This is a genomic window from Lacrimispora struthionigena, assembly GCF_048627165.1.
Classification (GTDB): Bacteria; Bacillota; Clostridia; order Lachnospirales; family Lachnospiraceae; genus Lacrimispora.
The window spans coordinates 812,622-825,609 of record NZ_JBMBWP010000002.1 but is presented as its reverse complement, the minus strand read 5'-3'; the positions used below and the strand labels follow the sequence as shown (position 1 = coordinate 825,609).

Here is a 12,988-nt window from a genome sequence, read left to right as displayed (position 1 = left end):
ATTTGCCTTGCTTCATAAAGATATGGAACACGAATATTTTGCTGAAATTTATTTTTACTGTGAGGACGAGTGTCCCGGACAAGAAAGGAAGAATCTATTATGAAAAAGTTATGTGCTATTATGTTTTGTGCAATTATGGTTTTGTCTTTTACCGGGTGTTCCAGGCAATCTGATAACACCCAGATCCCGAATCCCTTTTTGGATTGCAAAACATTAAAAGATGCAGAAAAAATTGCAGGATTTAAAGTCACAGCACCGGATAAAATTCCAGAAGGCTATACAGAGAGCGTGATTCAGGCGATTCAGGGCGATCTGGTTCAGATTATATATAAGAATGGTGAGAATGAAATAACCTTCCGACAGGCGAAGAAAGGCAAAAAAATCGAAGACATCAGCGGTGACTACAACGTATACGACGAAAAAGACACAATCATGATTGGAGACCTGGAGGTTGTAATTAAGGGAAATGGTGGCAAGGTAAGCAATGCACTCTGGACCAACGGGGATTTTATATTTTCCATTACGGTAACTCCTGGAGAAAACGGTATTGATAAAACGGATATGATTCATATGATTGAAAATATCAGTTAATAAAATAAGTGATTGTTACACAGAGGGAATAATTAAAGAAGGTGGTGCCGCAAAAATAACAATTGAGCGGCACCTTTCCTTTTAGTCCTGTGATATAACTTCAATGGCAATCTGTATGATATATTCGGAAGGATCTTCCGCAGCCAGATAACTGAGTATTTCCTGTTCGTAGGCATTTCCTGCAATCTGCAGATTCGAATTGTTAATATAGTCTGCCAGAGTTTCATAGGATTTAGGCAGCGTGTCATATGGGCCCTTATGATTAATAACAGCATATTTGCCTCTGGGTTTTATGTGTACTTTTTCTCCGGTACATTTTTTCCCTAATTTGTTATAAAAGTATGCGGGCCTGTCATATATCTGTTTTTCTAAATCAGATTTTACGGTAATTGTACCAAATGGATAAGTGAGCTCAATCTGATGAGCGGCGCAATAATCATAATGCTCTCCCATTTTTTTCACATCTTCATTTTCGGCACCGTTACTGGACAAAGGTGCTACAATATAATAATCCTCTTCCTGGTTTTCCGTATAAGGAACATTGCAGATAACACTTAACGCATTTTTCGTCATATCGTAGGTGGTTTGAAGCAGCTTCTCCATTCTTTTCAGCTTCTTTTGTTCAAGTATCAGTTGTTTCCTTTTTTCTTCCACAACCGAAAGAAACCGTGCCGGACTTTTATGTTCTAAATATTCTTTAATTTCGCTCAGGGGCGTCCCTGCTTTTTGCAGTACTTCAATAATGTCAAATGTTGCAAATTGTTTTAAAGAATAGAAACGGTAGCCTTTCTCATTTACATATTCCGGTTTCAAAATGCCGATTTCATCATAGTGAAACAGCGTATGTTTCGTTACTCCGCAGGCTTTGGCGAATTCACTGGTCGTAAGATATTGCTCATGAATCATTTTTATTTCTCCTCTTGACTATCGGGTTACACTATACGTTATAATGTCACACGATAAGGAATTTGTCAATGACGTGAGCGTTAGATGATGAAAGTTTAAGGGAAAGCAGGAGTTTATATGAAAAAATTATTACATTTGATGAAGCCTTATAAGTGGATAGCGGTGTGTGCTGTACTTTTTACGTTAATGAACAATATCTGTGTATTGTATCTGCCGGGAGTATTTGCAAAGATTATAAATAAGGGAGCTTTAAAGGGTGATATGCCCTATGTTTACAAAATGGGAGGGCTGATGCTGCTAATTGCCGTCTTAAGTGGTGTGACTTATATTGCATCGGCGGTATTTGCATCAAAAGTTGCCTCAAGTTTTGCCAGAGACTTACGCCGGGCAGTTTTTGTAAAGGCCCAGGAGTATTCCATGAGCGATTATCAGAAATTTGGATCAGCTTCCCTGATCACCCGCTGTACCAACGATATTACCATAATTCAGCGGTCTTTCATGATGATATTGCAGATGCTTCTTCCTGCTCCCATCATGGCTGTGGTAGGTCTGGTACTGGCGTTTCGCACCAATGCAACTATGGGATTGGTAATGGCGGCAATCATTGGAATAACAGGCGGAATTGCTTTTTCCATAGGAAGTAAGGCGATCCCTCTGTTTCGCCAGCTGCAGGTAAAAATGGATAATCTGACAAGGATTCTTCGGGAAATAATTTCTGGTGTCCGGGTGATTCGGGCATTCCACAGGGAGAAATATGAAGAAGATCGTTTTGGCAGTTCCTGTAAGGAGTATTGTGATATTGCAATTGAGACCAATAAAATTTTTGCTGTTCTTTTACCCACACTTACATTGTTAACAAACCTTGGGATTATCTGTATTCTGTTATTCGGAGGAGTGAAGGTCTCTGAGGGGATGATGCAAATCGGCAGTATTTTCGCGCTGATTGAATATCTCACCATCATTCTGTTTACAGTGACAATGGCAATACTGGTATTTATGGAAATACCGCGGGCACAGTCCTGTGGAGAAAGACTTAGTGAAGTATTGGATTTAGAACCGGAGATACAGGATAAGGAGAACGCTTTGGCGCAAGGTAGTGCCCAGACTCCCATTCGTGCACAGCTTGAATTCCGTAATGTATCATTTCGTTACGCCAATGCAGAAGAGGCTGTATTAAATAAGATTTCCTTTGCCTCAAAGGCAGGAGAAACCACTGCCATTATCGGAGGCACAGGATCGGGAAAATCCACCATTGCAAATTTAATTCCCCGGTTTTTTGATGTAGAGGAGGGTGAGATCTTAATTGACGGTGTTGATATCAGAAACCTGTCTCAAAAGGAGTTAAGATCCAGGATTGGTTTTATTCCTCAGAAAACCTTTCTTTTCCGTGGAACAATTGCAAGTAATATCCGTTACGGAAAAGAAGATGCCTCTGATACGGAAATAATTCAGGCTGCAAAAACAGCCCAGGCTCATACCTTCATATCTTCCATGGAAAAGGGATATGATTCTTTCGTAGCCCAGGGAGGAACCAACCTCTCAGGAGGCCAGAAGCAGCGTATTGCAATTGCCAGAGCGCTGGTACGAAAGCCGGAAATTTATGTGTTTGACGACAGTTTTTCTGCTCTTGACTATAAAACGGATGCATTACTCAGGAAAGCTCTGCGGCAGGAAATTAAAAATAAAGAGGCTTCACTTATCATTGTTGCACAACGGATCAGCACCATTCTTGATGCAGACAGAATTATTGTTCTTGATCAGGGAGAAATTGCAGGAATTGGTACCCATCAGGAGCTGATGAAGAAATGCCTTGCATATAAACAGATTGCGGCATCCCAGTTAAGTGAGTCGCAGCTTAAAAAGGAAGTGGTATAATTATGAAAAAGAATACTGGAAAACGGTTGATATTGTATTTATTTGGGGGACAGAAAGGAAGAATGAGTGCTGTACTGGCTTCCATCCTTCTCAGTACGCTGGCCGCCCTGGCTGCACCGTTTGTGCTGGCAAAAGCAATTGACCATATTTTTATGGGTATCCAGGAAGCGGCTGCACATGGAACACGATTTCACGTCAATGTTCAGACAGTGGGCAGTTATGTTGGCTGTTTAATGGTTCTTTATCTCATAAATTTTATATTGAAATATGTGGAGCAGTACATTATGTCCTCCGTATCTGAGACTGCAGGACTTCAGATGAGAAATGATTTAAGCAGAAAGCTTGGCCGTGTTCCTCTGGGGTTTTATGATGCCACCGAAAAGGGAGAGGTGCTAAGCCGGACGACCAATGATATTGAAAAGGTGGTGGAAGTACTCAGGGAGGGAGCCGGGCAGTTAATCACCGCGCTTTTGACCGTCGCAGGTGCAGTGATTATGATGCTTCTGATCAGTCCTCTGCTTACCGTTGTCTCCCTTGCCGTTGCAGGAGCTGCAGCAATTCTGACATCCTGGATCACTACCAGATCCAGAAATAATTTTTCAAAATATCAGGCATCACTTGGGCATATGAACGCCAACATAGAAGAGTCTTTTACAGGTCAGCTGGTTATTAAGGCGTTTGGACATGAGAAAACAGCAATTGGGGATTTTGATATCATAAACAGCGAATTGTGTGAGGATAGTCATAAGGCTCAGGTATCCACCTATATTGTGGCACCTGTGGTACGTTTTATCAGCAGCTTCGGATATATTTTCATTGCGGTAATGAGTGGCCTGTATATTATTCAGGGAAAGCTTTCCATTGGTACTGTACAGGCATTTGTCCAGTATTTTGATCGTTCCTCTGAGCCCATTATTGAATGTGCCCATATCATGAATGTGATGCAGTCCGCCATTGCTTCCTCAGAACGTTTTTTTGAGATCATGGACATGGAAGAAGAAATTCCTGATAAAGCAGGACAGGAAAAAACAGAGAATATTAAGGGTGACATTGATTTTAACCATGTGAGATTCGGCTATCAGGAAGATTCAATTCTGATGCAGGATGTAAATCTTCACTTAAAGGCGGGAGATAAGGTGGCAATTGTGGGCCCGACTGGTGCGGGTAAGACGACTCTGGTCAATCTTCTCATGCGTTTCTATGAGACCAATGGCGGTTCGATCACACTGGATGGGATCAATATAAAGGACTTAAACCGTTCAGAATTAAGAAAACAGTTCGGTATGGTGCTTCAGGATACCTGGCTGTTTGGCGGTACAATCAGGGATAACATTGCCTACAGTGTTCTTGATGCTGATAAAGAAGAAATAATCGCTGCTGCCAAAGCGGCCAGAGTGGATCATTTTATCCGGACTATGCCGGAGGGATATGATACGATTCTGGAAGAAGAGGGAAGTAATTTATCTCAGGGGCAGAGACAGCTTTTAACCATAGCCAGAGTGATTCTGGCCAATCCCCCACTTCTTATCCTGGATGAAGCCACTTCCAGTGTTGATACCCTGACAGAACTGGAGATACAAAAAGCAATGGATCATCTGATGAGAGGAAGAACCAGTTTTATCATTGCACACCGGCTTTCCACAATTCGGGATGCAGACTGTATACTGGTAATGAATGAGGGAACAATAATTGAACAGGGGACTCATGAAGAATTGTTATTAAAAAGAGGGTTCTATGAACAGCTGTATAACAGCCAGTTTGCCGGCCAATAATGAGAACTGCATAATAGATTTATTGTTGCCTCAATGCAATGAACTCACCGTATTTTACCGCTGTTTCTATTCCTTTTTGCATGTTGTCAATAATATATTCTTCCATTTGAACAATGTCGTTTTTAATAAGAAGAATAATTGTTGAGCCACCAAATTCAAAATATCCTTTTTCGGCACCACGTTCCGTATAGATGTGGTTATTGTGATTGTGAATCTTCCCCACAATAAGCGCTCCGATTTCCATTTGTACAATAGTATCAAAGTTCCTGGTATTAATAATTGTATACTCCCTGGAATTCTCAATATATACAGGGTAGGTATTCAGAGCTATGGGGTGCATGCAGTGAAGAATACCAGGTATGGATACCTGCTTCACTGCCAGACCATTATCTACAAAGCAGTATCTATGATAGTTTTGAGGAGCCAGGCGAAAAATCAGACAGATCCCATTTTGGTATTCAGCGGCTAATTTCTGATTCTGAAGTAATTGTTCGATTGAATAGGATATATTCTTAATCCGGAATGTGATCCCGGTTTGTATAGAATTAACACTCAGGAAGCCATCGCAGGGGCTTACAAGCCGGGACGACGCCTGCTCAATGTCCTGTGGAACAATGTTTCTCTCTCTGGTAAAAAAACTGTTAAAGCTGGGATAATTTTGGTTTACACAGGCTTCTGCTGTTATATGATACTTTTTGATATACAGTGGAATCAGCCATCCTGATGCTGGTGAATTTAAATATCTAGCTGCCAGTCTGGAAAAACCAGGCTGTGTCAGCCATTTGAGAATGCTGCGTCCTAATGCCGTCTTATAAAGAAATCTTATGTAAAATGATTCTTTCATCCAGGTACCTCCAACAGAATTTATTTCCTCTCCACTGTAAAAATTATCACATTGATATATTAATCCATTCTGAAATAATTCTTAACAATTCTGAAGCGCATCCAAATGTGAAAAGTAAAATGCAGGATCTTCAGAAATTTTAAGAATTATTTAGCAGATTTTTGTGGCAAAAAAAAGTATAATGCAGGTGGTGGTGAAAAATATGAATAGCGGAAATATATTAATGGTAGAAGATGATTCAGATATCAGAGAAGGAGTAAGGGTATTACTGGGCAGTGAAGGATATGTGGTTACGGAAGCGGAATCAGGAAACATAGCATTGGATATGCTTAATGAGGACTATGATCTGGTTATTTTAGATATTATGATGCCGGGGATATCTGGTATCCGGACATGCGAGGAAATACGTAAAATTTCCAATGTTCCCATACTTTTCTTAACAGCAAAAGCCAGAGAATCAGATAAATTGCTGGGATTAATGGCAGGAGGAGACGATTATCTGCCTAAACCATTTTCTTATGCAGAACTTTTGGGAAGAGTTAAGGCATTGCTGCGCAGGTATCATGTATATCAGGGGAAAAACCATGAAAAGATGGAAGAAGAATCTTTTGCGGAATGGAAGGGAATACGTGTATATCTTGCTTATAATGAAGTATTGATTGAAGGGCAAAATGTGGAACTGTCTGAGATTGAATATCAAATTCTAAAACTTTTGGTACAGTATCCCAACAAAATATTCTCTACCCAGAATATATATGAGAGCGTTTGGAAGGAACCGTATTTTTATGGCTCTAACAATACGATTATGGTTCATATTCGAAAACTAAGACTGAAAATCGAGAAAAATCCTCAGGAACCAAAACGAATTTGTACCGTGTGGGGAAAGGGGTATCGGATTGGGTAATATTTTAATATTCGCAAAAGATAAAATGGGCTGTTTTGTGAGGAGCCTCGTCGGAGAACTGATTCTTCTGCTTTTTTCAAGTGCAGTTGTTGCATGTTTCCTTTTTTTTATACTGAATATAGCTGTGGGAGCAGGAATTAATTCTTTTTTTACCAGAACATCTTATCTGGAAAAGGTTGAAGAAAAAACAGTTCAGAAATTGCAGGATTATGTAACACAAAATAATATTAGTCCTTCTGACAGCCGCAAATTGTCGGAATGGGTAAAAAATCAATCCGTTATTTATCTGGAGATATACCGTAATGATTCTTTGCTGTACGTGTCAGACCTGGTCAATGACGAAGATGAGTATAATGAAATGGAAGTCCCTTATTATAGAGATAGTTATTATCAGCTTATCTTTGCAGATGGTAAGGCTGAAGTATTTCTGCAGGGCGCATTTGCTTATCGGTATCATATGTATGCTCTTGTCACGGAACTTTTAATCAGTTTCCTTGCATTTATGATATTGTTTACCAGCGGAGTCAGAAAACGGATTCGATATATACAAAGCCTGCAGAATGAAGTTGGGATCATGCAGGGGGGATATCTGGAACATCCAGTTACTGTGACAGGAAAAGATGAATTAGCAGAATTGGCAGAAGATTTAAATCAACTTCGGTGTTCTCTTAAGTATAATTTTGAGAGAGAGAATGAACTGCGGCAGGCGAATCAGAATCTGATTATAGGCGTTGCCCATGATTTAAGAACCCCCCTTACTGCGTTGACTATGTATGTGCAGATTCTTATGTCAGAGGTTAGTAAGGATAAAAAAATGAATCAGTATTATCTGGATAAAGTCATGCTGAAAGCCGTGCAGATGAAGGAATTATCAGACCGCCTGTTTGAATACTGTCAGGTCATGGATAAAAACAAAGAAGAAAATCTGGAAGAAACCAGGACATTTCAAAGTGTATTCAGTGATTACTTATCAGAGATGGTTTTGTTTCTGGAAAGCCAGGGATTACATATCGTGACCGAGCTGGATTGGAAGGTAGCCTCTGTTGTAATCAGAATGGATTATATAGCGCGGATTATAGATAATCTAAGCGTGAATCTTGTACGGTATGCCAAACGGGAAGAGATGATCAGAATCCGCACTGTATATGAAGATACTGCAATTGGAATAGAAATTTGTAACAAAATACGGCATCAGGAAGAACCTATGGAAACTTCGAAAATCGGCATGGAAAATGTACGCTATATGATGGAAGCAATGAACGGAGAATGCCGGGAAGATATAGATGAAGAGATATACAGGCTTCAGCTTTTATTTCCAATTCAAACCTAGTCGAGTTTAAAGTCATGTTATTTCGAAGACAGGTTCAGAAATGTTAAGATATGAATCATAAATATTTAAGGAAGGGCTGTTAGAATATGTATTATCAAAGCAAAACAACTTTGAAAAAGCATATAATCAGGAGGATAACAATGAAACAATTATTAACAAAGATGACAGTTTTTATGATGGTGGCTGTGATGTCGGTATCAGTAGCTGCATGTGGTAACAAGGATAAGAAAGCTGACGCAAAACAGCAGACTGAGACGACCGTTTCTTCAAAGGTTACAAAAGAGAAGAAAAAGGCTCCCGAACAGAAAAAGGAAACAACAACAGCTGCAGTGAAGAAAGAGCAGGAAACAACACAGGCGGTTAAAAAGACAGAGGCGGCAAAAAGCGCAGATAATAAGAAAACAGACAGCAAAAGCCAGGAGAGCACAAGCGCTGCTAAAAAGAAATAAATAAAAATATTAAGAGATTTTAAACAGGCAGAATTCTGATAGAGGGAGCTGCCTGTTTAAGACGTTATAGAAAAGTGGAGTCAAAATGAGAAACTTTGGAAAAATTGTGGGATTCTTGGGGATTCTTCTCCTACTATTAATTTTGTGTTCAATTTTGTTTGTACCGAAGCGAAATACAGTGAAAGATGGAATTGCAAACAGGGATAGTCATGCATATGGTGTCCTGGCAGAACCTGCAAATTCGCTGGATGTGATTGTTGTGGGCGATAGTGAGGGATATTCCGGGATCTCGCCCATGGTAATGTGGAAAGAGCGTGGAATTACATCCTTTGTCTGCAGCCAGTCCGGGCAGCGTTCTGCGGAAGCCTATTATATGCTTAAGAAGGCGTTAAAACGGCAAAATCCCAAGCTTGTAATTTTGGAAACAGATTTATTTTATCACAACCGGAACGTTCCAACGGAAATTAATCACGCATTAGAATATATGTCACAGTATTATCTGCCAGTTTTTAAATATCATGACAGGTGGAAATCACTTACAGCACGTGACTTCAGTCCGAAGCAGGATTTTGACCAAAAAGATGTTATGAAAGGGTATTATCATAGTAAGAAAGTAACGCCTTATCAGGGCGGTGAATATATGAATCAATCAGAGGGGCGGGAGTCAGTAGACCAGACCGTGACATTTTGGACAGATAGAATTGTAAATCTGTGCAGAGAAAAAAACATCAGTTTACTGTTAGTAGGGGTCACTTCCCCGAAAAACTGGGACTATAGCCGCCATAATACAGTCAATGATTATGCCGTAAAAAATAACGTTCCGTTTCTTGATTTAAATCTCTTTACCAAGGACATAAAGATAGACTGGAATAAGGACAGCAGAGACGGAGGTGATCACTTAAATACAAGCGGAGCCGAAAAGTTAAGCAAGTATTTAGGCACTTATCTGGCTGCCCACTATCCACTTACAGACCATCGAAATGATAAGAACTACAGTGAGTGGAACAAGGAACTGGAGCAATACTTAATCAAAATATCTGAGAAGGAAGCTTCCAGTTAATCCATCCACTTTTCAGGGGCAGCCATACCTGATTGAAATTTATCCAGAAATAAGCCCACATGATACCCATCTGCCACAGCATGGTGAACGGTAATGGATAGCGGCATACGTTTTCTGCCGTCTCTGTCAATAAATTTCCCTGCTTCCAGAACCGGGAAAAAAAAGCTGCTGTTTCCATAAGGAACCGGTGTATAACTTGTAAACTCGATCCATGGAAGCATTCCTATCATAAAACTGTTCTGAGGAGGCATATCCGGCTTTGCTAAGATCCCATGGTTATGGGCAAAACGATCCTGGTCTGCAATGTAATTATTATAAAAAGTATGAAAATCAGAATCATACTCCGTCCACATATTAGACATGGTCTTGTCATCTGGATGGAAGCATGCATAAGAAGGGTGTAAGACCTCATAACAACCAAGCGTTCCGTCTATGGAGGCAACCCGAAACTCCTGCTGCTCTGTTATCAGCTTAGAAGCCAGATACAAATAAGCAGGGAAAAACTTTTTGTTTTGCTCTTTTACCATGTTGTAGGTATTGGTAATGTCTGCCTCAATGGTAATGGAAAATCCGGTAGGCAGCATTTTTGTAAAATAGTAAAAATACTGTTTTCTGTCCCAGCTGTCGAAATCAATGGGAGTAAAGGCAGTGTTTATGTCTGACATTTGTAATCTCCTTTGTTTTATTCTGATTCGGGCTTCCAATACCTTGAACCATCTGGTTCCCGGCATAGAAAGCCGCTGTCAATCAGTTCTCTTCGAAGCAGGAAGTAATCTCCAAACGTATGCCATTCCTCACAGATGGAGTTTACTTCTTTTTCTGTATAGCTGCGGTCATTTAGGAATTTTCCCGCCAGATATCGAAGGATTTCCGTTCTTAAGCGATTCTTTTGGGACAGCCTGGTTATCTTTCCGGAATCATCAAGAAAGTTGCTGATATCTGTTTTTTCTTTCATGTTCCTTGTTCTCCTTCCATTCTCTTTTCATTCCACAGCTCCAGTAGTGTGTTTAAATCATCTGAAAACTGTCGTTGTGTCTGCGTCTCTTTTTTCTCAATTTCCTCCACGATTTCAAAGGAAAAGGAATCTGCCCCATATTGCTTCCAGGTTTTTAGCATACATATTTCGGGACAGGAATCGGTTGACTTGGAAAACGCAAACCGGTTTTTTGAACCCTGCATATCTAAACTGGTTCGTAACCAGTAGGACCCGTCTTTGCTGCATTGTATGCGGTAGATTCCTCCAGTCATAATTCTGTTTTTGTACTGGTCTTTTAATGCTTTTTTCGCTGAACTCTCCATTTTACTCACCTCCTTTTTGTGTCAGGCTGCCAGATGCTTTTTCCACATCATTGTAGCTCCTGGTTATCATCTTTTCAATAAACGCTTCGTAGAGTTACAAGCATAAAATGGAAACAGAGACAAATACTAATGAAATAATCGGCCTATCATTTTGTCAATGCACTGTATTCCGTTCTGGATACGGGAGATACACAAAATATCAAGCAGATCGGATATTCTGCATTAAAAAGCATTACAGAAAAGGGGGAGGATTGACAGTTTTATTGGATTAAAGTAATATGAAAACAGAAGATTAATGGGAAAAACTGGAAGCAGTTTTAAAAAGGGGAATGAAGCATGAGGTTACTGATTGTTGAGGATGAGATAAGGATCAGAGAAGGAATTCAGAAGCTTCTGGGTAAAATGAGACAGGATTACGAAATCGTGGGAGAAGCGGAGAACGGAGAAGAAGGACTTCGGCTGTTAAAAGAGTTAAAGCCTGATATTGTAATAACAGATATCAGAATGCCAAAGATGGATGGTCTGGAAATGATGACCAATGCGGTGAAAGAGGGAATCACTTCAAAAGCCATTGTTTTAAGCGCCTACTCCGAGTTTGAATATGCCCGTCAGGCGATGAAGCTTGGAGTGACAGAATATTTGCTAAAACCCATATCCCTCAATGATTTCTCACAGGCACTGGAGCATGTGGAACTGCAGGTGGAAAAGGACAGGCAGGAAAAGCCGGCAAAGATCGGAACACTGGAGCAGATACTTTATGATTTTATGAACGGACGCATGGAGATGGACGCAGATATCAACACTTATCTGCAACGCAGTTATCAGATGGAAGAAACTGAGAAGCTGATTTTAATTTATGTGTATCTGGGGAGTCGCTATGAAAAAGAGCGGGAAAGCGCGGTGAAACAGTTACGGCATGTTTTCTCCATGTATCCGGATCTGTCATTTTGCATTCTTGATCTGGTATACAGAAAATCCCTGGTTGTGGTTCTTTATCATTACAAGGATGCCCATGACCTGGAGCGGTGGCTGCAGCAGCAGATTTTAAAACAAAGACCCAGGTATATGACCTTTGGCTGGACAGAGGTTGGGGGAGTGGCACAATTAAAAAAAGGGCTCGACAGTCTGAACCCCTACATGGACTGGAATCTGTCCTTTGATGAGGAAATACTCATTTCATACCCGAAGATTACCCATGTTCAGACGGTGCCCTGCATCTATCCGATTGAATTGGAAACAAGAATAAAAGTTGCGATCTGTTCTGATAACTGGGATAAGGCAAAAGCCCTTATGGCAGAATTTCATAACAGTTTTCTTGACGGTAAGATTTATGCCCCCAAGGAGATTAAGGAATGTTATGTCCGCTTTTTATGGGCGGTCATGGGGATTGCCAAGGAACTGGGCTGTATTAATTTTGAGTCATTGAAGCAGCAAAAGCTCCTGGAGATGATTATGGAGGCAAAGAGGAGAGAAGAGCTGGAGGGAGCGGCGGATTTCCTGTTTGACTATATAAAACCACGGGAGGAAGAAAAAGAGGTTACACATCTGACTGTACGGCGGGTCAGAAGCATGATCCGGGAATTCTATCAAAGCGGTATTACACTGGATGAGATTGCGTCCAAGCTCAATGTCACTCCTGAGTATCTGGGAACCCAGTTTCATAAAGAGATGGGACTGACCTTCAGTACATATATGAAAAATTTCAGAATTAATAAAGCCAAGGAACTGCTTTGCGGGACCCATATGAAGCTGTATGAAATAGCAGCGAAGGTAGGCTATTCCGATCCAAAATACTTTAGCAAGGTATTTAAGGAGATGACAGGCCAGCTTCCGGCAGATTACAGGAAGACTTTAAAATAGGGAAAGCGTTTAGGTTTTTCCTCCTTTTCAAGGTTTCCCGTATTTTGAGAAGCGGTGATACAGTGTAAGATAATTTCAGTGGAAATAAATAAAAGGAG

General features: G+C 40.5%; 13 protein-coding genes. 8 read left to right on the top strand and 5 right to left on the bottom strand.

Annotation, left to right across the window (positions count from 1 at the left end):
- Positions 1-99: 99 nt before the first annotated feature.
- Positions 100-591 carry a DUF4367 domain-containing protein gene (locus ACOAOT_RS12785; RefSeq protein WP_420217323.1) on the top strand — a complete coding sequence of 164 codons (492 nt, stop codon included), beginning with the start codon at positions 100-102 and terminating at the stop codon, positions 589-591.
- A gap of 81 nt (positions 592-672) precedes the next feature.
- Here ACOAOT_RS12785 and ACOAOT_RS12780 read toward each other — a convergent pair whose 3' ends face one another.
- The gene (locus ACOAOT_RS12780; RefSeq protein ID WP_420217322.1) at positions 673-1,497 is read right to left on the bottom strand and encodes a MerR family transcriptional regulator; all 825 of its coding nucleotides are present in this window, start codon (positions 1,495-1,497) and stop codon (positions 673-675) included.
- Positions 1,498-1,614: 117 nt separating this feature from the next.
- Here ACOAOT_RS12780 and ACOAOT_RS12775 point away from each other — a divergent pair, with 117 nt between their 5' ends.
- Positions 1,615-3,372, top strand: coding sequence for an ABC transporter ATP-binding protein (locus ACOAOT_RS12775; protein WP_420217321.1), 1,758 nt, complete (start codon positions 1,615-1,617; stop codon positions 3,370-3,372).
- Between the two features lie 2 nt (positions 3,373-3,374).
- Positions 3,375-5,144, top strand: a complete 1,770-nt coding sequence (locus ACOAOT_RS12770) for an ABC transporter ATP-binding protein (RefSeq protein ID WP_420217320.1) — start codon at positions 3,375-3,377, stop codon at positions 5,142-5,144.
- Positions 5,145-5,163: 19 nt separating this feature from the next.
- Here ACOAOT_RS12770 and ACOAOT_RS12765 read toward each other — a convergent pair whose 3' ends face one another.
- A complete protein-coding gene (locus ACOAOT_RS12765; RefSeq protein WP_420217319.1) occupies positions 5,164-5,988 on the bottom strand; it encodes a phosphatidylserine decarboxylase in 825 nt (274 codons plus the stop codon).
- A 202-nt stretch (positions 5,989-6,190) separates the two neighbouring features.
- On the opposite strand from ACOAOT_RS12765, the gene ACOAOT_RS12760 reads away from it, so the two are divergent.
- The 4 genes from ACOAOT_RS12760 (at position 6,191) to ACOAOT_RS12745 (ending at position 9,731) form a co-directional block, all read left to right on the top strand.
- Positions 6,191-6,892, top strand: coding sequence for a response regulator transcription factor (locus ACOAOT_RS12760; RefSeq protein ID WP_420217318.1), 702 nt, complete (start codon positions 6,191-6,193; stop codon positions 6,890-6,892).
- A complete protein-coding gene (locus tag ACOAOT_RS12755) occupies positions 6,885-8,222 on the top strand; it encodes a sensor histidine kinase (protein ID WP_420217317.1) in 1,338 nt (445 codons plus the stop codon). Before ACOAOT_RS12760 ends, ACOAOT_RS12755 begins: the two co-directional genes overlap by 8 nt.
- A 140-nt stretch (positions 8,223-8,362) precedes the next feature.
- Entirely contained in the window at positions 8,363-8,671 is a 309-nt protein-coding gene (locus tag ACOAOT_RS12750; protein ID WP_420217316.1) for a hypothetical protein, read from the top strand.
- Positions 8,672-8,849: 178 nt separating this feature from the next.
- Positions 8,850-9,731 (top strand): SGNH/GDSL hydrolase family protein, encoded by an 882-nt coding sequence (locus ACOAOT_RS12745; protein ID WP_420217315.1) that lies wholly within the window; start codon positions 8,850-8,852, stop codon positions 9,729-9,731.
- On the opposite strand, the gene ACOAOT_RS12740 is transcribed toward ACOAOT_RS12745, so the two are convergent.
- From ACOAOT_RS12740 to ACOAOT_RS12730, 3 genes are read right to left on the bottom strand one after another with little or no spacing between them, the layout of a single operon-like run.
- Entirely contained in the window at positions 9,728-10,396 is a 669-nt protein-coding gene (locus tag ACOAOT_RS12740; protein ID WP_420217314.1) for a CatA-like O-acetyltransferase, read from the bottom strand. The two genes, ACOAOT_RS12745 and ACOAOT_RS12740, sit on opposite strands and share 4 nt — an antisense overlap.
- A gap of 17 nt (positions 10,397-10,413) precedes the next feature.
- Complete coding sequence (locus tag ACOAOT_RS12735; RefSeq protein WP_277408330.1) at positions 10,414-10,686, bottom strand: DUF2087 domain-containing protein; 273 nt, start codon at positions 10,684-10,686, stop codon at positions 10,414-10,416.
- Positions 10,683-11,030 carry a GIY-YIG nuclease family protein gene (locus tag ACOAOT_RS12730; protein ID WP_420217313.1) on the bottom strand — a complete coding sequence of 116 codons (348 nt, stop codon included), beginning with the start codon at positions 11,028-11,030 and terminating at the stop codon, positions 10,683-10,685. Before ACOAOT_RS12730 ends, ACOAOT_RS12735 begins: the two co-directional genes overlap by 4 nt.
- A gap of 336 nt (positions 11,031-11,366) precedes the next feature.
- Between ACOAOT_RS12730 and ACOAOT_RS12725 the strand changes: the two genes are divergently transcribed.
- Positions 11,367-12,890: a response regulator transcription factor gene (locus tag ACOAOT_RS12725; RefSeq protein WP_420217312.1), complete on the top strand. Its 1,524-nt coding sequence runs from the start codon at positions 11,367-11,369 to the stop codon at positions 12,888-12,890.
- Positions 12,891-12,988 lie beyond the last annotated feature (98 nt).

Excerpts from the sequence above, each read along its gene's own strand:
- ACOAOT_RS12785 (WP_420217323.1), top strand. The coding sequence starts at position 100 with ATGAAAAAGTTATGTGCTATTATGTTTTGTGCAATTATGGTTTTGTCT.
- ACOAOT_RS12780 (WP_420217322.1), bottom strand. The coding sequence starts at position 1,497 with ATGATTCATGAGCAATATCTTACGACCAGTGAATTCGCCAAAGCCTGC.
- ACOAOT_RS12775 (WP_420217321.1), top strand. The coding sequence starts at position 1,615 with ATGAAAAAATTATTACATTTGATGAAGCCTTATAAGTGGATAGCGGTG.
- ACOAOT_RS12770 (WP_420217320.1), top strand. The coding sequence starts at position 3,375 with ATGAAAAAGAATACTGGAAAACGGTTGATATTGTATTTATTTGGGGGA.
- ACOAOT_RS12765 (WP_420217319.1), bottom strand. The coding sequence starts at position 5,988 with ATGAAAGAATCATTTTACATAAGATTTCTTTATAAGACGGCATTAGGA.
- ACOAOT_RS12760 (WP_420217318.1), top strand. The coding sequence starts at position 6,191 with ATGAATAGCGGAAATATATTAATGGTAGAAGATGATTCAGATATCAGA.
- ACOAOT_RS12750 (WP_420217316.1), top strand. The coding sequence starts at position 8,363 with ATGAAACAATTATTAACAAAGATGACAGTTTTTATGATGGTGGCTGTG.
- ACOAOT_RS12740 (WP_420217314.1), bottom strand. The coding sequence starts at position 10,396 with ATGTCAGACATAAACACTGCCTTTACTCCCATTGATTTCGACAGCTGG.
- ACOAOT_RS12735 (WP_277408330.1), bottom strand. The coding sequence starts at position 10,686 with ATGAAAGAAAAAACAGATATCAGCAACTTTCTTGATGATTCCGGAAAG.
- ACOAOT_RS12730 (WP_420217313.1), bottom strand. The coding sequence starts at position 11,030 with ATGGAGAGTTCAGCGAAAAAAGCATTAAAAGACCAGTACAAAAACAGA.
- ACOAOT_RS12725 (WP_420217312.1), top strand. The coding sequence starts at position 11,367 with ATGAGGTTACTGATTGTTGAGGATGAGATAAGGATCAGAGAAGGAATT.